Below are 19004 nucleotides of genomic sequence, written 5' to 3' on the forward strand. Positions count from 1 at the left end.
CCCGTGGGCCGAGGTCATCCCAGAAACGGACGATTGGGTAATTCCCTATCCGGCCGTCGGAGTCGCATGCTGCGGTTGAGTGCTCACCGATCGTCAGCAGAGTGCCGAGGTCCGCCACGCCGGGGTGGCGAACCTCGTGCCCCGACCCCGGGGAGAGTCATGGCGATGTTCCGCAGGCTCCGCTCCACCTTCTTCGAGCGGACCACCCGCGACACCAACGGCCGGACGGTGTTGGTGCCGGCCGCGCGTACCGCTGAGGAGACCGCACCGGCGCCGAGCCTGGACCCGGCCGTGGTCCCCCGCTGCTTCGGCCCGGTGCCGAACTTCGCACACAGCCCTCGCCCAACGCGGGACCCCGACGGACGGGTGGTGCCCGGGACCGGGCTGCGCAAGTTCGTCGACCCGCTGCCCACCCCGGGTCAGCGGGGCCGCACCACCCTCGGCGGCCACCTACCGGTGGCGGCACCGGACACGATCAGCTATCCGGGCTGCGACTACTACGAGATCGGCCTGCAGGAGTACGCGCAGCGCCTGCACCGGGACCTGCCGGCCACCCGGCTGCGCGGCTACCGGCAGCTCAACCTGGGCACCGACGCGGCGGGTCACAACACGGTGGCGCCCCCGGAGCGGCCCTGGCACCTCGGTCCGATGATCCTCGCCCGTCGGGGCCGACCGGTCCGGGTGAAGTTCATCAACCAGCTCCCGACCGGCCGGGCCGGCGAGTTGTTCCTGCCCGTCGACGACACGATCGAAGGGGCCGGTCTCGGCCCACTGGACGGGCCGGCGCCGTACCCGCAGAACCGGGCGGTGCTGCACCTTGCCGGGGCACAGACCGGCTGGACCAGCGCGGGCAACCCGGGGCAGTGGATCACCCCGGCCGGGGAGATCACTCCGTACCCGACCGGGGTGGGCGTGACCCACGTGCCGGACATGCCGCCGCCCGGCGCCGGCGCCACCACTCTGTACTACCCGAACGAGCAGAGCGGCCGGCTCATGTGGTTCCACGACAACACCCTCGGCCTGGCCCGGCTCACCGTCTACGGCGGACAGCTCGCGCTCTACCTGCTGACCGACCCGGCCGAGGAGCAGCTCGCCGCCGACGAGGTGCTGCCGGCCGACCAGCTGCCGCTGGTCATCGAGGACAAGACGTTCGTGCCGGACGACACCCAACTGGCCGGCGAGGACCCGACGTGGGACCGCGAGCGCTGGGGCGCCCGGGGCAGCCTGTGGCACCCACACGTCTACCAGTCGCGGCAGAACCCGTACCGGTCCGGCGGACGTAACCCCACCGGCCGGTGGGACTACGGCCCCTGGTCACACACCACGATCCCGGACGGCACCGGCACCGACGGCTGGGTGCCGAACCCGCACCACGACCCGGTCGACGCGCCGGACGAGCCGCCGCTGAGCCCCGGCGTGCCACACCCGTCCGCGGTCCCCGAGGCGTACGGCGACACCCCGCTCGTCAACGGCGTCGCCTACCCGTACCTGGAGGTGCGGCCGCGCGCGTACCGGTTCCGGATCCTCAACGCCTGCCTGGACCGCAGCCTCAACCTCCAGCTCTATCGCGCCTGCTCCGACGGACCGATGTGGACCGACGACGGCGGTCTCGCCGACGCCGAGGCGGGCGAGGTGCCGATGGTGCCCGCCGTGCCGGCGGCGGACCGGCCGGCGAGCTGGCCGACCGACGGGCGCGCCGGCGGGGTGCCGGATCCGCGCGCCGCCGGGCCGGCGTTCATCCAGATCGGCAACGAGGCAGGGCTGCTGCCCGCCCCGGTGGTGCTGCCGAGCCGGCCGATCGGCTACCGCTACGACCGGCTCGACCCGACCGTGCTGAACGTCGACGGGCACACCCTGCTGCTCGCCCCGGGCGAGCGGGCCGACGTGCTGGTCGACTTCTCCGCCGTGCCGCCGGACAGCACGCTGATCCTGTACAACGACGCACCGGCCCCGCAGCCCGGCTTCGACCCGCGCTACGACCAGTACACCGACGCCCCCGACCGGACCCCTGAAGGCGGCCCGCCCCCCACCGAGCCGGGGTACGGCCCGAACACCCGCACCCTGCTCCAGTTCCGGGTCACCGGGGCGCCGGCGCCGCCGTACGACCTGACCCGGCTGTGCCAAAGGCTGCCCCTGGCGTACGCGGCCAGCCAACGCCCGCCGATCGTGCCGCAGCCGGCGTACGACCCGGCGTTCGGCACCCGGACACCGTCGGAGACGACGGTGCCGGTGTACGCCACCACGGTGACGTTCACGCCGACGGCCGGGGCCGGCCCGGTGACCCTGCCGATCGCGGTCAAGGCCGCACAGCAGGTCTTCGAGCCCGACCATGGCCGGCTGGCCGGCCGCCTCGGCGTCGGGCACCCGCACGCCGGGCCGCTCAGCCCGACGACCCTGCCGCTCGGCCCGACCGACCCGGTCACCGAGGTGCTCTTCGCCGCCGACCCCGCCGTGCCGGTGGGCACGCCGACCGATGGCACGCAGCTCTGGCGGATCAGTGGCAACGTCCGGCAGACCGAGCCGCTGCACTTCGGCGGCTGCGACGTACAGCTGGTCAACCGGGTCGGCTGGGACGGCACGCTGCGGCCCCCGCACGGCACCGAGTTGGGCTGGAAGGAGATCGTCCGGGTCAACCCCCGGGAGGACGTGGTGGTGGCGCTGCGCCCGGTCGCCCCGGTGCTGCCGTTCAAGCTGGGCGACAGTGTCCGGCTGCTCGACCCGGTTCGCCCGGCCGGGGCCCGGACCGGGTCGACCCCGGTCAGTCCGGCGGACGGGCGACCCGCCGCGGTGGTCAACCAACTGGTCAACCTGGGCTGGGAGTATCGCTGGCACAGCCAGCTCGCCGGCCACCGCGACGGCGGGATGACCCGGCCGCTGGTGCTACGGGTGGCGCCGAAGGCACCGACGGGGCTCACCGCCACGCCGGTGCCCGGCTCGGCCACCGCGCTACCCGCGATCGCCCTGGCCTGGACCGGCAACGGCGGCCGACCTCCCGCCACCAGCCACCTGCTGCAACGGGCCACCGACGCGACCTTCGGCGGCGAGCTGACCACGATCACCGTCGCGGCCGCCGCCACCCGCTACACCGACGCGACCGTCACCCCCGGGGTGACCTACCACTACCGGATCCGGGCGGAGAACGCTGTCAGCTACTCGTCCTGGTCGAACGGTGTGCCGGCCTCGGTGCACCTGGCCGCGCCGAGCGGCCTGGTCGCGGCCCTCCCGCCTGCCGCGCCGCTGCGGGTGGCGCTGCGCTGGACGAACCGGTCGTTCGCCACCGGCATCGACGTGCAGCGGGCCACCAACCCGACCTTCACCAGCGGCCCGGGCACCACGGCGATCGGGGTCGGCGCCAGTCACCTGGACGTGACGGTCGCACCGGACACCACGTACTACTACCGCGTGCGGACCACCTACCTGGGCGCCGCCTCGGCCTGGTCGACGGTCGCCGCCGTGAGCTCTCCGCCCGCTCCGGCCACCCCGAGCGTGGTGAGCGCCACCGCCAGCGCACCGGGGCCGGACACCGCGACGGTGATCCTGGCCTGGGCGGCGAGCACACCCGCCGGCGCGGGGTCCGGGTTCATCGTGCAGAGGGCGCTGGACCCGGCGTTCGACCGGGAGGTGGCGACCTTCACCGTGACCGGTCGCGGGTTCACCAACACGGGGCTGGCCCGGGGCGTGACCTACCACTACCGGATCCGGTCGTTCAACGTCGTTGGTAGTTCGCCGTACACCGGCCCGATCCTGGTCACCACACCGCCGTGACCGGCCGGGGCGGGTCAGCGGTTGGTCAGGCCCGGCCCGCTCAGCGGGTGGGTGCGCGCAACGGGGTGCCGACGGCGCGCAGCTCGGCCAGGGCCCCGGCAACCCCGTGCAGCAGGTCGGTCGCCTCGGTGAGCCGGTCGGCGGCCGGGTGGACGGTCGTCTCCGGTCGGGAGTCCTCGGCCAGATAACTGGCGGCGGCGACCACCAGCCGTTCGTAGGCCGCGACCCCGCCCTCCAGCTGGGCGGTCAGCACGGCGTGCGCCTCGGCCAGCGGCGGTCGGGCGTCGGCCGGGGCCAGCCGCACCGCACGTTCGACGCTGGCCACCTGTGCGGCCAGGTCGCGCAGCGAACGGTCGGCGGTGGCGGCCTCCAGCACGGCCGGCTCGGCCAGCCCGGTGAGCCGGGGGGCAATCCCAGCCAGGGTGAGTGCCGCCCGGTCCAGTCGAGCCCACTGCTCACCCGCGCTGGTGCCGCGCAGCGCGATGCGGGAGCGGACCCGGCGTACCTCGGCCAGCACACCCGGGCCGACCGGAAGCCGCTCGACGGCGGCGATCAACCGGGCCCGCGACCGGGCCGCGGCCTCGGCCGGGTCAAGCGCAGGGGGTGCCGGCCGGGTGGCCAGGGCGCGCAGGTCGATCCAGCGCCAGGCGGCGAGTGCCACCGCACTGCCCGCGGCGCCGACCCAGGCCGCGTCGGGCAGACCGAGGCCGGCGTACGGAGTCAGCACCGCCGCAGCGCCGCCGAGCCCACCGGCCAGCACGCTCCACCGTCGGGCGGACCGGCGAAGCCGACCCAGCCTGCGGAAGTACAGCGTCCGCTCGTCTGCCACCCTGGCCTCCTCGGTCCGGTCGTTCAGCCGGCAGCGGTCGGGTCGCCGGTGCCCCGCTCGCGGGCCATACTGGCGCGGAGCTCGTCCAGCCGGGCAGCGGCCGTCGGGTCGTTGGCCGGGCCAGCCTTCTCAGCCTGCGGCACGGCCGGCCGCTGCGACGCGCCGCCGAGCTGCTCCCCAGCCATGCTGGACCGGATCTGCTCCAGCCGGGCCGAGCCGGCCGAGTCGATCGTCGCCTTCTGAATCTCCAACATCCGGCCCTCGGCGGAGTTGCCGGCCAGCTCCGCGCGACCCATCGCGTTGGCGTACCGCCGCTCGATGCGGTCGCGCACCTCGTCCAGCGACGGGGTGTTGGCAGGCGCGGTCAGCGACGACATCGACTCCAGCGAGCGGGCCACCGTCTCCTGCATCTTGGCCTGCTCCAGCTGGCTGAGCAGCTTGGTGCGCTCGGCGAGCTTCTGCTGGAGGATCATCGAGTTGTTCTCGACCGCACGGCGGGCCTGGGCGGCGGCACCCAGCGCCTGGTCGTGCAGGGTCTTCAGGTCTTCGGTGGCCTGCTCTGCGGAGACCAACTGACTGGCCAGGGTCTGCGCCGACTGCTCGAACCGCGTCGCCTCGGCCTCGTCACCCTTGGCCCGGGCCTGGTCGGACAGCACCAGGGCCTGCCGGGCGTTGCCCTGCAACCGCTCGACCTCGGACATCTGCCGGGACAGCTTCATCTCCAGCTGACGCTGGTTGCCGATCACGGCGGCAGCCTGCTGGACCAGCGCCTGGTGCTGCCGCTGGGCATCCTCGATGGCCTGCTGGATCTGCACCTTGGGATCGGCATGCTCGTCGATCTTGGCACCGAAGAGCGCCATCAGGTAGTTCCAACCCTTGACGAACGGGTTCGCCATCTCCGCGGTATCCCCTCAGTAGCGTCGCTCCACCACGGCCGGTCCGGATGAACCCACCGACCACGACCGGCCGGCCTCCATCGTCCCAGCCGAACGCCAGCGCGGCATCCGTACCGAGCGGTCGACAGAACCGGCAGCTCCTGCGGGGCCAACCCTATCCGGCCAGCGCCAGCCCGCCCATGGTCAACCGGAAGGACGGGCTCAGGCGGCGCAGACCACGTCCCGGTCGCGCTCGGTCGGGCGGACGCGGGTCCGGCGCAGCGTGGCCTTGAGCGGCGAATCCTGGCGGACCGAAACGGCGACCTTGCCATCGGAGGTGACCTGGCGGACACCCCGGTTGGTGCTCTTGTGCATGGCTGCGGCGTCGGCCGTCTCGTCCTGCATCGGGACGAGCACCCCGGGCATCTGCTCGGCGAGCGCCACGGTGTCGCTCACCTCACGCAGCAGCTCGGACAGACGGGCGCCGAGGGCGTCACAGATCGCGGCGAGCAGCTCGCTGGACGGCTCCTTGTGCCCCCGCTCGATCTCGGAGAGGTAGCCAAGGCTGACGTTGGCGGCGGTGGACACCTCACGCAGCGTGCGCTGCTGCCCCTGCCGGCGCGCCCGCAGTGCGTCACCGATCACCCGGCGTAGCAGGACCATCGCACCTCCCCCTGAGGGATACCTCGCGCCCGGCACTGGGCAGCCGGGTCGCGGCGGACCGCGCCGACCCCGAACGCCGGAGCCTTCCCGCAACCGTACCCGTTGCGGGCCCGGGCGACATCCCGCCCCGCCCGTCGGTTCGTCGGGGAGGGCTCACCGGAGCGCGGCGGCGACAGTCCCCGCCCCGCCCCGGGCGGCTCCGCCTGCGCTCGTGGACTCGGCGTCTGTGCCGTCGGCGTCGGTGGGGTCGGTGGCGTTGGCGTTGGCGGCGTCGGCTTCCGTGGGGTCGGCTTCCGTGGGGTCGGCTTCCGTGGGGTCGGCTTCGGTGGCGTCGGCCGCGTGGATCCGCTCGGCGAGCAGCCGCAGCGCCTCGACCACCGCCGCCGCGCGGACGTGGTCCCGCCCGCCGCCCAGGTCGAGCTGGCGGACCTCGCCGCCGTTCGGCCCGGCGACCGCGACGTAGACCAGGCCGACGGGCTTGCCGTCCTGCGGCTCAGGGCCGGCGACGCCGGTGGTGGCCACCCCCCAGTCCGCGCCGCAGCGCTGACGGCCGCCCTCGGCCAGTGCCGCTGCCACGTCCGGGTCCACCGGCCCCCGCTCGTGCAGCAGGTCGGCGGGTACGCCGGCCAGGGTGCCCTTCAGCTCGGTGGCGTAGACCACGAGGCCGCCCCGGTAGATCTCGCTGACCCCGGCTATCTCCACGATCGATGCGGCCAGCAGCCCGCCGGTGAGCGATTCGACCGTGGCCAGGGTCTCGTGTCGCTGCGCCAACCTGTGCACCACACCCGCCGCCGCGCTGCCGGGAGACTCACCACCCGCCGGCTGCCCAGATTCCGCATCCCGCTGCATCAACCCGTCCTTCCCCACGCACCGACCCCCAACCCTCCCGACCCGACCGCGTCGATCATGAGGTTAGCGGCGCGACACGCCGCTCCAACTGACAACAACTTCATGATCAGCGGGGAGAGCCGGGGGCCCCGGGGGGTGTCCCTATGGGTTTCGTCAAGCGGTGATCGGCGTGGCTGGGCGGGGTTGGTAGGGGATCTTGTCGCGGAGCATGGCGAACAGGACGTCGCAGCGCCGTCGGGCGAGGCAGATGAGGGCGGCGTTGTGGCGTTTGCCTTCGGCGCGTTTGCGGTCGTAGTAGGCCCTGCTGGTGGGGTCGGCGAGGGCGGCGAACGCGGCGAGGAAGAAGGCTCGTTTGAGGTTCTTGTTGCCGCCGCGTGGTGGGTGCTCGCCGCGGATGCTGCTGCCGGATCGTCGGGTCACCGGGGCGAGGCCAGCGTAGGCAGCCAGGTGGCCGGGGGTGGGGAAGGCGGTGCCGTCGCCGACTTCGAGCAGGATCCGAGCGGCGGTCCTGACGCCGATGCCGGGCATCGAGGTCAGGACCGAGGCAAGAGGGTGCGCATCAAGGATCCTCTGGACCTCGCCGGCGACCTGGTCACGTTGTCGCAGGATGTCTCGGAGGCTGTCAGCCAGGCGAGGCAGGATCGTCTCCCCGGCCTGGGTGCCGGGGACGGTGACGGTCTGCTCGTCGAGCGCGGTCATGATCTGCTCGACAAGGCGTTCGCCCATGCGGGGCGCCTGGACGGCGGCGATCGAGAGGAGCTTGCGGCGTCCGGCCTTGCGCAGCCCGACAGGGCCGCCGCAGCGCGACAGCAGCTCCAGAACAGCCCTGTGACCGACCTTCGGGCCGAGGACCCGTTCCAGAGCAGGATGGATCTGCGTGAGCAAGCCACGGATCCGGTTGGACACCCGGGTGGCTTCGCCAGCGAGATCGTCATCGAACCCGACCAGCACCTCCAGCTCCGCCAGGGCTTCGTCACCGACGTCAACCCTGCGCAACGTGTGCGGCAGGGTGCGGGCCGCGTCGGCGATGACATAGGCGTCGCGGGCGTCGGTCTTCGCCGCACCGGGGTGCAGGTCAGCGATGCGGCGCATGGCCAGGCCGGGCAGGTAGACCACCTGATGACCGCACGCGCGAGCCACCGCGACCGGCAAGGCACCGATCGAGGCCGGCTGGTCGACCACCACCAAAATTCGGCCGTGGCGGGCGAGCTTGTCGAACAACTGCCGCAGCCGGACCTCGATGTTCGGCAACGCCGCGTCATGCAGACGCTTGCCGTCCGGGGCCAACCCGACCGCGTGGTGACCCTCTTTGCCGACGTCCAAGCCGAGGTAGACGCCGTATCCGTCGTGCACCGCACCCGCCTCCACGCATCGATCCCGTGGCCTCGGCCGCTGGTCCAGGCGTCGGACTGCCGGCAGCCACGTTACGAAGAGACCTACCCCAACACGGGTGGCCGTGTCCCTATCAGCGGTCCGCCGACGCCACCCGACCCGGCGACAACACCCCCCGGATCATCCGAACGACAGGGGCAGGAAGTCATACCGGGCCGGGCGACCGAGGGTCCCCGGCTGGGGACGATCAAAAAGGTAACGGGGTTAGCGGGGGCGGCGGAGGCGGAGGGCTTGGGCTATGTAGTCGAAGCCGGTGGCGATCGTGACCAGGACGGCGGCGGCCATGATCCAGGGGCCGACGGCGGCGAGGGCGGCCGGCATCGGCCAGAGATACCAGGTGATGGCCAGGATCTGGAGCGCAGTCTTGACCTTGCCGCCTCGGCTGGCGGCGATCACGCCGTGCCGGATCACCCAGAACCGCAGCCCGGTGATGCCCAGCTCGCGGACGAGAATCAGCGCGGTCACCCACCAGGGCAGTTGGTCGTACCAGGAGAGCAGCACCAGAGCCGCGCCGGTGAGCGCCTTGTCGGCGATCGGGTCGGCCACCTTGCCGACCGAGGTGACCAGCCCGAACCGGCGGGCGATCCAGCCGTCCACCAGGTCGGTCGCCGAGGCCACCGCGAAGATCAGGCAAGCCACCATCCGCCAGCCGGAGTGGGTCATCCCGGACATGATCACCGAGGCGGCGAAGACCGGCACCAGCGCCAGCCGGAGCGCGGTCAGCGCGTTGGCCGCGTTGAGGACAGGCACCACGGCAACCACCCGACCCGGCGTCGACTCCGTCGTCCCGGTCATCGCCTCACTCCGCTCGGGCAGCCGTGGCGTTGGCGTTCCCGGCACCGCACCACCGGGCTCCCCCGCTCCGCTCGGGCCCGCCGTCACCGTGCCGCGCCGGGCGCCGCCGAGATCATCTCATCCGGCACAGCGAGCAGGTCCACCCCTTCGGTGCCGGTCACCGTTGCGCGTACCAGGTCACCCGGGCGCAGTGCGGCCAGGTCGACCCCGCCCTCGGCCGGGGCGACCAGGGTGGTGGAGCCGTCCACCTCCGGCGCCTGGTGCGCCGCCCGGCCCTCCACCATGCCGTCGGCGATCGAGTCGACCAACACCTCGATGGTCGAACCGAGCCGGTCCTCGGCCCGCTGCGAGCAGAGCTCGTCGGCGAGGGCGCTGAGCCGGTCGTAGCGCCGCTTGATCGTCGCGGCGGAGACCTTGCCGGGCAGGCCGGCGGCCTCGGTGCCGTCCTCGTCGCTGTAGTCGAACATGCCGATCGCGTCGAGCCGGGCTTCGGTCAGGAACCGAACCAGCTCGTCGATGTCGGCGCGGGTCTCACCGGGGAAGCCGACGATGAAGTTGCTCCGGGCACCCGCGTCCGGGGCCAGCGCACGGGCACTCGCCAGCAGCTCCAGGAACCGGTCGGTCGAGCCGAAACGCCGCATCCGGCGCAGCACCGGCTCGCTGGAGTGCTGGAACGACAGGTCGAAGTACGGGGCCACGCCCGGCGTGTTGGCAATCGCCTCGACCAGCCCCGGCCGGGTCTCGGCCGGCTGAAGGTAGCTCGCCCGTACGCGGACGATCCCGGTCACCGCGGCGAGCTGCGGCAGCAACTTCTCCAAGGCACGGGGGTCGCCCAGGTCCTTGCCGTACGAGGTGGAGTTCTCACTGACCAGCACCAGCTCCCGTACGCCGGTCTTGGCCAGCCACTCCGCCTCGGCGAGCAGCTCGTCCGGCGTACGCGAGACGAACGCCCCACGGAAGGCGGGGATGGCACAGAACGCGCAGCGGCGGTCGCAACCGCTGGCCAGCTTCAACGAGGCGACGGGGCCGGTGTCCAGCCGGCGGCGCAGCACCTGGCGCAGGTGCGCCGGGGTGTGCTCGTCGGTGTCGACCGAGGCGCGCGCCACGGTGCCGTGCCCGGGCAGCGACACCGCGCTGTCACGCCGCTTCACCGGGGTCAGCGGCAGCAGCTCACGCCGGTCCCGGGGGGTGTGCGCGGTGACCTGCTCGCCGGCGACGACCGCGTTCAGTCGGGCGGCGATGTCCGGGTAGTCGTCGAAGCTCAGCACCGCCTGGGCCTCGGGCAGGCTGTCGGCCAACTGCCGGCCGTACCGCTCGGCCATGCAGCCGGCGGCGACCACCTTGGCGCCCGTCTCGGCGGCGGCGAGCAGGGTCTGGATGGAGTCCTGCTTGGCCTTCTCCACGAAACCGCAGGTGTTGACGACCACCACGTCGGCGCCCTCGCCGTCGGTGGTCACCTGCCAACCGTCGGCGTGCAGCCGGGCGGCCAGCTCCTCCGAGTCGACCTCGTTGCGGGCACAGCCCAGGGTGAGCAGGGCGACACGGCGGCCCTCGGCGTTGTCAGAGGGAGAAGGAGAGGTGGCAGACACCATCCGAGGGTACCGGGCCAGCCGGGGAAGCCCACGCACGCGTGCCGCGGGCATGACGGGCGCAACGCCGCGGGCCACGTCGCTCAGCCCCGCCCGCAGCCGGTCAGCGCGCCGCCGTGGCGGCGGCAACCCGGGTCAGCGCGTCGAGGAGGAAGACCTCGGTGCCGGCCAGGCCGGTGGAGCAGAAAACGGAAACCTGGTCCGTGGTGGTCCGGCCGGGGACCGCCCCGGCCAGGATGCCACCCAGGTCACGCAGCCGTCCGGCGTACGGGGGTGTGGCCGCGAGCATGGGCGGCTGGTAGTCCGCCGCCTGGGCTGGCGAGTCGGTGACCAGCAGATCGGCAGTGTCCAGCAGGTCGCTGCCGAACTCGCTGCGGTCGCGCTGCTTGAAGCCGACCGCGTTGACGTGCGTGCCGGGGCTGAGGTCGGCGGCGCAGAGCACCGGGGTCGGGCTGGTGGTCGCGAGCACCACGATGTCCCGCCCCGCCACGGCCGAGCCCGGCTCGGCCACCGCGCGGGCCGGCACGCCCAGCTCGGCCCGGACCCGGGCGGCGAAGGCGTCTCGCCGAGCAGCGGAGCGGCTGTGCACCAGCACCTCCCGCAACGGGCGGACCGCGGCGGCGGCCCAGACCTGGGTCCACGCCTGCCGGCCGGAGCCGATCACGCCGAGGGTCGCCGCGTCCGGTCGGGCCAGCGCGTCGACCGCGAGGCCGCCCAACCCTCCGGTACGACGGGAGCCCAACTCCTCGCCGACCGCGACCGCCCGGATCGCCCCGGTACGAGCGTCGTGCAGCACGACCAGTTGCTCGCCCTGCGGGTGGCCGAAGGTGTCGTACGAGCGAAAGCCGTACCACTCGCCGACCAGGTGCCCGGCGGTGAGCACCATCCGCCCACCGCTCAGCGGGGCGGCGGTCCGGGGCGGGGCGATCAGGCGTCCCTCGTACGCCGCCAGAAGGGCGGCGCGCATGGCGTCGACCGTGGTGGCGGCGTCCAGCGCCGCGGCGACCTCGGGATCGGCGTAGAGCAGGGTCATGATTGCCATACTGCAAGTTGAAGTGAGGTAGAGGTCAACGGGCCGTGGCGGGAGTCACCACCCCGGCGGCGGGCCGGCCCGGTCGACCACACCGCCGCCGACCGGGCCCGGTGCTAGCGTCGGTGCCGGTGGCCCGAGTTCGCCCGTGGTCACCCCGGACGAGTGGTGGGCGTACCCGGTCAGGCCAAGACGCCCCGCGCGATGTGCAGAATCCACTCGTCCCGGGCGCGGCAGCCCCGGGCACTCCCTCTGAGGTGAATGATGGCCTGGCTGGTACTGGTGATCTCGGGACTACTGGAGACGGCCTGGGCGATCGCCCTGGACCGCAGCGCCGGCTTCAGCCGGTTGGTCCCGACAGTGGTGTTCTTGGTGACCCTGGTCCTGAGCATGGGCGGGCTGGCGTACGCGCTGCGCGAGATCCCGGTCGGCACCGGGTATGTGGTCTGGGTCGGCATCGGCGCGGTCGGCACCGCCCTGATCGGGATGCTGGCGCTGGGTGAGTCGGCGAGCCTGCCCCGGATCCTGTGCCTGCTCCTGGTGGTGGCCGGCGTGGTCGGCCTGAAGATCTTCCACTGACCTGCTGCGGCACGCGTGGCCAGCGCCCACAGTGGGTAGTGATCGATTTGTCACGACAGGCTCTCACACGGAGGAAGACATGGCCGACATGCCGAGCACCGCCCGTCCCCGCAGCAACGCCGCCCGGATCCTCACCATCGTGGGCTTCGTCTTCGCGGTCCTCGCCCTGCTGCTCAACCCGATCATCTTCGGCGTGCTCGGCGTGATCGCGGGCATCGTCGGCGCCGTGCTCGGCGACAAGCCGCTCGGCTGGTACGCCGCGGCGGCCAGCGTCGTCGCCGCGATCATCAGCCTCGTGATCATCTCCGCGCTGATCAACAACTGACCGCTGCTCCGTCTCGGGCCCGCCGGTAGTCCGGCGGGCCCGTCGCGTTTCCCAGGGCGGGTCGGCCGGTCAGTCCACCTCACCGCGTAGGCCGCCGAGGACATCCTCCAGCTCGTCCGGCTTGACCAGCACGTCGCGCGCCTTCGACCCCTCGGACGGCCCGACCACACCACGGGTCTCCATCAGGTCCATGAGTCGACCAGCCTTCGCGAAACCGACCCGCAGCTTGCGCTGGAGCATCGAGGTCGAGCCGAACTGCGAGGTGACCACCAGCTCCACCGCCTGCACCAACAGGTCGAGGTCGTCGCCGATGTCCTCGTCGACCTTCTTCTTGGTCTCCTGCGCGGGGGCGAGCACGTCCTTGCGGAACTCCGGCTCGCGCTGGTCCTTGCAGAACTTCACCACGTCGGCGATTTCCCGCTCGGTGACCCAGGCGCCCTGGATCCGTACCGGCTTGGACGCGCCCATCGGCAGGAACAGCCCGTCACCACGGCCGAGCAGCTTCTCCGCGCCCGGCTGGTCGAGGATGACCCGCGAGTCCGCGAGGGACGAGGTGGCGAACGCGAGCCGGGACGGCACATTGGCCTTGATCAGACCGGTCACCACGTCGACCGAGGGGCGCTGGGTGGCCAGCACCAGGTGGATGCCGGCGGCCCGGGCCAACTGGGTGATCCGGACGACCGAGTCCTCCACGTCGCGCGGCGCGACCATCATCAGGTCGGCCAGCTCATCCACGATCACCAGCAGGTACGGGTACGGGCGCATCTCCCGTTCGCTGCCCGGCGGAGCCTTGATCTCGCCGTTGCGGACCTTGCGGTTGAAGTCGTCGATGTGCCGGACCCCGTTGGCCGCGAGGTCGTCGTAGCGCATGTCCATCTCGCGGACGACCCAGTCCAGCGAGTCGGCCGCCTTCTTGGCGTTGGTCACGATGGGGGTGACCAGGTGCGGGATGCCCTCGTAGCCGGTCATCTCGACCCGCTTCGGGTCGATCAGCAGCAGGCGCACCTCATCCGGGGTGGCCCGGGTCAGGACGGAGACCAGCAGGGTGTTCAGGCAGCTCGAGTTGTGGGTGGGGATGCATGCGCGGCTGGCCAGATACAGGTGGCTCGGGCTGTCGACCTCGATGCATCGGACGGGCGCCGAGGGGACCGGTCGCACATCCACGATGTAGCGCCGGGAGGTTGTGGCACGTCCGCTGACCACCTGGCGGCTCGCCTTGCGCGTGAGCCGGAAGACCTTGTCGGTCGGGGTGAAGTGGATTCGGTAGAAATTCGACGATGCCTCACTCCGACCATTCACCCGCTTGGTCGTCATTGTCGCCTGGTAACCGAGCCCGATGATCAGCTCTAGAGCGTCCTGTGCCAGGCGTTCGTTGGTGAGCCCAAGCTCGACTCCGCCCTTACGAGAAACTGTTCCGTCCGTATCCAGCAAACCAGCCAACAGCGCCCGCCGCTGCTGCTCCGAGGAGTGCAGATAATTGGCAGGAATATGCTTCGTGCCGATTTCGCGGAACAGATGCCGCAGCGTCCGGTACTGCTCACGGGGAGGAGCCACTGACTCTCGACGACCCGGCCGCTGAACCCTGGCCCGACCGCGAGCCGCCAGACACACAGCGGAGAGGCCGACCCCGACCTGCCGAGCGGCCCGAGCGAGGCTCACGCCCTGCGCAAACAGATCCACAGCATCGGCGATTCGCCCATCCCGCTCCGGCCTGTTTGAAATCGTGTAATGCATTCGGCTGGACGAATGCTTCGTCACGACATACCCATCTAGGCGAATGTTGTCCAGCAACTCCTCCTCGTCGCACGTGAAGGCCGCCGAGCCGGTCGTGCCGTCGCCCAGCCAACAGCCCAGGGTGTACGGAGCGATCGGTAGATCCTGCTCCGGGAAATCGAGGGGTCCACACACCGCCACTGCGTGATTGGCCCAGGATCCGCCACGCCCGACTACCCGCAGCGAAGCTGCGATTTCTGCGGTGGTCACTGGACGGTCGTCGAAGCTACGCCTCCGACCTGACCGCCCGGGATCTGCGACGAGCTCACGCAACGCCTCATAGACGCGGTGACGGGAATAGGCGGGAACCCTGCGGGTCACCTCGCGTCCACCCCGCACATAGCTGCTCAGTACATCTCCTGGCTGCTTGGGCAGCCTACGCACGACCTTATACAGCACGTTCCGGAACTGCGGGCCGGCGTCGGCGACGACCTCGTCTGTCGACACCGGGCGATCAGACTCCGCCAGAGCCTTGTCTGACAGTGCAGCCACCCACCGCACATCATCTGCCGACCAGTAAGACCCGTCCCTCCAATGATGGGTTCGCTGGGTCCGGCCAGCCCTCGTCGTCGTCCGCCATTGGTGCTGGGCGTCAGCGACGATCACCGTGCCGTCGGAGAACTCGACTTCGTAACAGGGGCGGTCATACATCACCGGGGTGGCAGCGACGATGGTGCACATACGACCGTGCTCGTCGAAGACCTTCCCGCCAACCTGGAGGTCGCCCATGGTGGACCACCCCTCGGGCGTAGGGATTGGGGTGTCTAGGGCCAGTGCCTTTCCCGCTCCGGTGGCCCCTGCAATAAGAATGTGCGGCATCTTCGCGAGGTTGGCCACCACGAAGCCGCCCTCGATGTCCTTACCGAGTGCCACCACCATCGGGTGGTGGTCGCTGGTCGCCGCCCGTGACCGCAGCACGTCGCCGAGCGCGACGTTCTCCGGGTCGGTGTTGGGGATCTCCACGCCGACCGCGCTCTTGCCCGGGATCGGGCTGAGGATCCGTACGTCCGGTGACTTGACCGCGTACGCGATGTTGCGGGACAGCTGGGTGATCCGTTCGACCTTGACCCCGTGCCCCAGCTCCACCTCGTACCGGGTGACGGTCGGGCCGCGGGTGAAGCCGGTGACCGCGGCGTCCACGTCGAACTGGTCGAACACGCCCGTCAGCGCGGCGATCACCTCGTCGTTGGCCTTGCTGCGGGTCTTCGCGGCGGCACCGGCGCTGAGCATGTTGGCCGGCGGCAGGGTGTAGTCGCCGGCCAGGCCGGTCAACGCGAGCTGCTCGGCCCGGGTCGGCGCGGGCGAGTGCTCCGGCGGATCGACCGGCGGCTTGCGGCTCGCCGGCACCTTCGACGGCGTCTTGCGCGGCAGCACCATGGTCTCCTGGAGGTCCGCGCCGTCCAGGTCCTCGAAATCGTCCGGGTCGAGTGGCGGAGGCATCCGCTTCGCCGGCCGTTTACGCGCGGGCTTGGCGGCCCGCTCGTCCGCTTCCTCGGCCGTGTCCGGTGAGGCGACCAGCCCGCCGGCGAGCAGGCCCAGCCGCTCGGGAATCTTGTTGATCGGCGTCGCGGTCACCACGAGCAGACCGAAGAGCAGCAGCAGGATCAGCAGCGGCACCGCCACCCAGGCGGTGACCGCCCGCTCCAGCAGACCGCCGATGCCCGCGCCGACCAGACCACCCGCGAAATCACGTTGCAGCGGGTCGGCCGGGTCCTGACCGATCTGGAGCAGCGCGGCGGTCGACACGAGCAGCGAGCCCCAGCCGATCAACCCGCGGCCCCGGTGCGCCGAATCCGCCGGCTGACGCATCAGCCGCCACGCGCCGATCATCAGCAGCACCGGCACGACCACCGAGATGGCGCCCAGGAACAGCCGGATCGTGTCGGCCAGTCGCGCGCCCACCGGGCCCGCTCCGGAGAGCCAGAGCGCCACGGCGCTGAGCAGGGCGAGCCCGAACAGCAGCAGCCCGGCCCCGTCACGGCGGTGCTCCGGGTCGAGGTCACGGGCCGAGGCGGCCTGCCGACCGGCGGCCCGCACCGCCCAGCCCATCCCGTGCGCCACGCCCATCCACAGTGCACCGACCGCGCGGCCCACGTAGACCGCCGGGCCGGGCCGGGCGGCCCCGGTGCGACGCCGCACCGGGGCCCGGGTCTTCTTCGCCGGTTGACGGGCACGACTGTTGGTTCCACCGCGCGGCGACGCGCCGCGCCGCCGACTCGCCTGAGAGGTACGGCCCGCCATAGAGTCACGGTAACGGTGGGGCCGGGCAGATCCCCGCTTTTCCGGGTCGTGTCCGCGCGTCGCAACACGAACCCCGCCGCCGGTCGTGATATCCGCCTCAGAAGGGATGCCCCATGGCGTCGCCGGAAATCGAGGGCGATCCGGCCGATCCGCTGGCCGGGCACCCTGGTGCACTGCGTCCACTGACCGGCGAACTGGTCGCCGCGGTGCTCGCCGCCCGCGGCCGGTCCGTCGGCCTGACAGTGGACGGCGAGCTGGTGGGCCGCTTCGACGACAACATGATCTGGTTCCTCCGCGTCGGCGGGGACGGCGAGCTGCTCCAGGTTCGCACCATGGTCGCGCCCACCTTTGGCATCGAGCAGGTGCCCGCCCTGTACGCGTTCTGCAACTCGTGGAACCACGACCGGCTCTGGCCCAAGGCGTTCGTGCACGTCGACGACGACGGTCGGGCCCGGGTCTACGGCGAGGTGATCACCGATCTGGAACGCGGGGTGACCCCGCACCAGCTCGACCAACTGCTCGACTGTGGCATCTCCACCGGCTGCCAGCTCGCCGTGGCCGTCCGTCGGCTGCCCGGCGCGGTGCCAGCGTGACCGGCCGGGACGAGTTCACGGACCGCCGCGGTGACCGGGCGGGCCACCACGGCACGCCGTACGCCGGTCCCGTTGGCCGGGTCGGCGGGGAACGCGTGCCGGCGCTGGAGGCCGCTCTCGCCGACGCGCGGGACCTGCCCGACGGACCGGCCCGGCAGGTGGCGCTGGAACGGCTCGCCGAACGCGCCGACGCCGCCGGGGACGTCCGGTCCGGGGTGGACGCACGGTTCGCGCTGATCGAGGCGTACCTGCTGCACGGGGAGCGGTGGCGCCTGGTCGAGCCGGTCCGACGCTGCCGAGCCGCCGCCGACCATCGGCCCGAGCTGCTCACCGACGCCGAGGCCACGATGCTGCTGCGCTACCAGCGGTACGCGGTGGAGGCGCTGCTCGGCACCCCCCGGGTCGGGCTGGACCAGACCCGGTCCCTGCTGCACGACCTGGCCCATCGGGTCGGCGGAGACGGCCCGGACACACCGACCGTCGCGGAGCTGCACTGCCGGATCGCCGACCACCTCGGCGACGAGCCCACCGCCCGACACTGGTACGAGCAGTGGTCCGGCAAGCGACCCGGCCCGGCCGGCGGCTGCCCGGGCTGCGCCCCGGCCCGGCGCTCGGAGCTACTTGCCGGTTGGGGCGAGTGGCGAGCCGCGCTCAGCGAGCTACGGGAGTCCGACGACGACCCGGAGGCCTGTACCGACCAGCCCGAACGGGATCTGGTCGCCGGTCTGCTGCCCGCCCTCCGGGCCGGCGAGCCGGAACGGGCCGCGGCGGCACACGTGCGGGCGTACCGCCGGCACCGGCGCGAACGCGCCGCGTTCCCGCATCTCGCCGCGCACCTGCGGTTCTGTGCGCTGGGCGGGCACCTGGAACGCGGCCTGACCATCCTGGCCGAGCAGCTGCCCCGGTTGGACCGCCCGACCGACGACCTCGCCGCCATGGAGTTCGCCGCCGCCGGCGCGCTGGTCTGCGGGTTGGCCGTGGAGGCCGGACTGGGCGGGCGGGCGATGCCACGCCCGGCGTACGGCGAGCGGCCAGCCACCGAGCTGGACGTGGCCGCGCTCGGCGCGCTGCTGCTCGGCGTGGCCAGTGAGCTGGCCGGCAGCTTCGACGCCCGCAACGGCACCGGCCACCACTCGGGACGGATGGCGGCCTGGCTCGCCGAGCGCCCGCTCGCGGCACCGGTCCCGCTGCCCACCGACGACGAGCCCGACGGACCCGACAGGCACGACGAGCCCGACACCGACCGGTCCGACGAGGGGACCGGGTTGGACGAGCGGGAGCTGGCGGCGCTGACCGTCGAAATGATCACCGGTGTTCTGGACCAGCGCGGCGACCGGTACCAGGTGGACGAGGACGACAAGGTGGTCGGCCGCTGGGGTGGCGCGGTGATCCAGTTCCGGCGGGCCGGTGAACGCGGCGAGGTGCTGCACGCGCGCGCCATGGCCGCCCGCCGGCTGCCGGCGGCCCGCCGCGCCGAGGCGTACGCCTTCTGCAACGCGTGGAACCACGACCGGCTGCTGCCCAAGGCGTACGCGCATGACCTCGGCGAGGAGTTGGTGCTGGCCGGCGACGTGGCCACGGACCTGGCGCACGGGGTGGCTCCGGCGCAGCTCATGGTGCTGGTGGACGCCGCCATCTCCACCGGCGTCGCGTACGCCGAGGCGGTCGCCGCGCTGCCCTGACGCCCCCGGGACACGGCGACGCCG

Annotated in this window: 13 protein-coding genes, 2 pseudogenes and 1 riboswitch; of the genes and pseudogenes, 5 read left to right on the forward strand and 10 right to left on the reverse strand. The window is 72.3% G+C overall.

Going from position 1 to position 19004, the window contains the following annotated elements; translation table 11 throughout:
- Positions 1–159 precede the first annotated feature (159 nt).
- Positions 160–3765: a hypothetical protein gene (locus ABZS37_RS11380; protein ID WP_355167907.1), complete on the forward strand. Its 3606-nt coding sequence runs from the start codon at positions 160–162 to the stop codon at positions 3763–3765.
- Positions 3766–3805: 40 nt separating this feature from the next.
- On the opposite strand, the gene ABZS37_RS11385 is transcribed toward ABZS37_RS11380, so the two are convergent.
- From ABZS37_RS11385 to ABZS37_RS11420, 8 genes and pseudogenes are all read right to left on the reverse strand, one after another.
- On the reverse strand, positions 3806–4594 hold the full coding sequence (locus tag ABZS37_RS11385; RefSeq protein WP_355167909.1) for a hypothetical protein: 789 nt from the start codon (positions 4592–4594) through the stop codon (positions 3806–3808).
- Between the two features lie 23 nt (positions 4595–4617).
- Entirely contained in the window at positions 4618–5490 is an 873-nt protein-coding gene (locus tag ABZS37_RS11390) for a PspA/IM30 family protein (RefSeq protein ID WP_355167911.1), read from the reverse strand.
- 201 nt (positions 5491–5691) lie between these two features.
- Positions 5692–6132 (reverse strand): helix-turn-helix transcriptional regulator, encoded by a 441-nt coding sequence (locus ABZS37_RS11395; protein WP_355167913.1) that lies wholly within the window; start codon positions 6130–6132, stop codon positions 5692–5694.
- A 327-nt stretch (positions 6133–6459) separates the two neighbouring features.
- Positions 6460–6981 (reverse strand): annotated as a pseudogene (locus ABZS37_RS11400) (CinA family protein); the annotation flags it as partial.
- A 153-nt stretch (positions 6982–7134) separates the two neighbouring features.
- Positions 7135–8334: an IS110 family transposase gene (locus tag ABZS37_RS11405; protein WP_355168110.1), complete on the reverse strand. Its 1200-nt coding sequence runs from the start codon at positions 8332–8334 to the stop codon at positions 7135–7137.
- Positions 8335–8577: 243 nt separating this feature from the next.
- Entirely contained in the window at positions 8578–9168 is a 591-nt protein-coding gene (gene pgsA / locus ABZS37_RS11410; protein ID WP_355167915.1) for a CDP-diacylglycerol--glycerol-3-phosphate 3-phosphatidyltransferase, read from the reverse strand.
- 83 nt (positions 9169–9251) lie between these two features.
- The gene (gene rimO / locus ABZS37_RS11415; protein WP_355167917.1) at positions 9252–10760 is read right to left on the reverse strand and encodes a 30S ribosomal protein S12 methylthiotransferase RimO; all 1509 of its coding nucleotides are present in this window, start codon (positions 10758–10760) and stop codon (positions 9252–9254) included.
- A 100-nt stretch (positions 10761–10860) separates the two neighbouring features.
- A complete protein-coding gene (locus tag ABZS37_RS11420; RefSeq protein ID WP_355168112.1) occupies positions 10861–11790 on the reverse strand; it encodes an ornithine cyclodeaminase family protein in 930 nt (309 codons plus the stop codon).
- 125 nt (positions 11791–11915) lie between these two features.
- A riboswitch (guanidine-III (ykkC-III) riboswitch) is annotated at positions 11916–11989 on the forward strand.
- 62 nt (positions 11990–12051) lie between these two features.
- Here ABZS37_RS11420 and ABZS37_RS11425 point away from each other — a divergent pair.
- Both ABZS37_RS11425 and ABZS37_RS11430 read left to right on the forward strand, forming a co-directional pair.
- Positions 12052–12366, forward strand: coding sequence for an SMR family transporter (locus tag ABZS37_RS11425; RefSeq protein ID WP_355167920.1), 315 nt, complete (start codon positions 12052–12054; stop codon positions 12364–12366).
- A 79-nt stretch (positions 12367–12445) separates the two neighbouring features.
- Positions 12446–12691, forward strand: coding sequence for a hypothetical protein (locus ABZS37_RS11430; RefSeq protein ID WP_354993230.1), 246 nt, complete (start codon positions 12446–12448; stop codon positions 12689–12691).
- 69 nt (positions 12692–12760) lie between these two features.
- Here ABZS37_RS11430 and ABZS37_RS11435 read toward each other — a convergent pair whose 3' ends face one another.
- Positions 12761–15238, reverse strand: coding sequence for an FtsK/SpoIIIE domain-containing protein (locus ABZS37_RS11435; RefSeq protein ID WP_355168114.1), 2478 nt, complete (start codon positions 15236–15238; stop codon positions 12761–12763).
- A pseudogene (locus tag ABZS37_RS11440) lies at positions 15224–16705 on the reverse strand (DNA translocase FtsK 4TM domain-containing protein); the annotation flags it as partial. The gene ABZS37_RS11435 and the pseudogene ABZS37_RS11440, both read right to left, overlap by 15 nt.
- A 113-nt stretch (positions 16706–16818) precedes the next feature.
- On the opposite strand from ABZS37_RS11440, the gene ABZS37_RS11445 reads away from it, so the two are divergent.
- Together ABZS37_RS11445 and ABZS37_RS11450 are read left to right on the forward strand one after the other, a co-directional pair.
- The gene (locus tag ABZS37_RS11445; protein WP_355167922.1) at positions 16819–17298 is read left to right on the forward strand and encodes a YbjN domain-containing protein; all 480 of its coding nucleotides are present in this window, start codon (positions 16819–16821) and stop codon (positions 17296–17298) included.
- Between the two features lie 95 nt (positions 17299–17393).
- Positions 17394–18980: a YbjN domain-containing protein gene (locus ABZS37_RS11450; protein WP_355168116.1), complete on the forward strand. Its 1587-nt coding sequence runs from the start codon at positions 17394–17396 to the stop codon at positions 18978–18980.
- Positions 18981–19004: the final 24 nt, after the last annotated feature.

It is taken from the genome of Micromonospora sp. NPDC005413, assembly GCF_040606435.1.
Taxonomy (GTDB): domain Bacteria; phylum Actinomycetota; class Actinomycetes; order Mycobacteriales; family Micromonosporaceae; genus Micromonospora.

Coding starts and splice junctions, on each gene's coding strand:
- ABZS37_RS11380 (WP_355167907.1), top strand. CDS start 160: ATGGCGATGTTCCGCAGGCTCCGCTCCACCTTCTTCGAGCGGACCACC.
- ABZS37_RS11390 (WP_355167911.1), bottom strand. CDS start 5,490: ATGGCGAACCCGTTCGTCAAGGGTTGGAACTACCTGATGGCGCTCTTC.
- ABZS37_RS11395 (WP_355167913.1), bottom strand. CDS start 6,132: ATGGTCCTGCTACGCCGGGTGATCGGTGACGCACTGCGGGCGCGCCGG.
- pgsA (WP_355167915.1), bottom strand. CDS start 9,168: ATGACCGGGACGACGGAGTCGACGCCGGGTCGGGTGGTTGCCGTGGTG.
- rimO (WP_355167917.1), bottom strand. CDS start 10,760: ATGGTGTCTGCCACCTCTCCTTCTCCCTCTGACAACGCCGAGGGCCGC.
- ABZS37_RS11420 (WP_355168112.1), bottom strand. CDS start 11,790: ATGACCCTGCTCTACGCCGATCCCGAGGTCGCCGCGGCGCTGGACGCC.
- ABZS37_RS11425 (WP_355167920.1), top strand. CDS start 12,052: ATGGCCTGGCTGGTACTGGTGATCTCGGGACTACTGGAGACGGCCTGG.
- ABZS37_RS11430 (WP_354993230.1), top strand. CDS start 12,446: ATGGCCGACATGCCGAGCACCGCCCGTCCCCGCAGCAACGCCGCCCGG.
- ABZS37_RS11445 (WP_355167922.1), top strand. CDS start 16,819: ATGGCGTCGCCGGAAATCGAGGGCGATCCGGCCGATCCGCTGGCCGGG.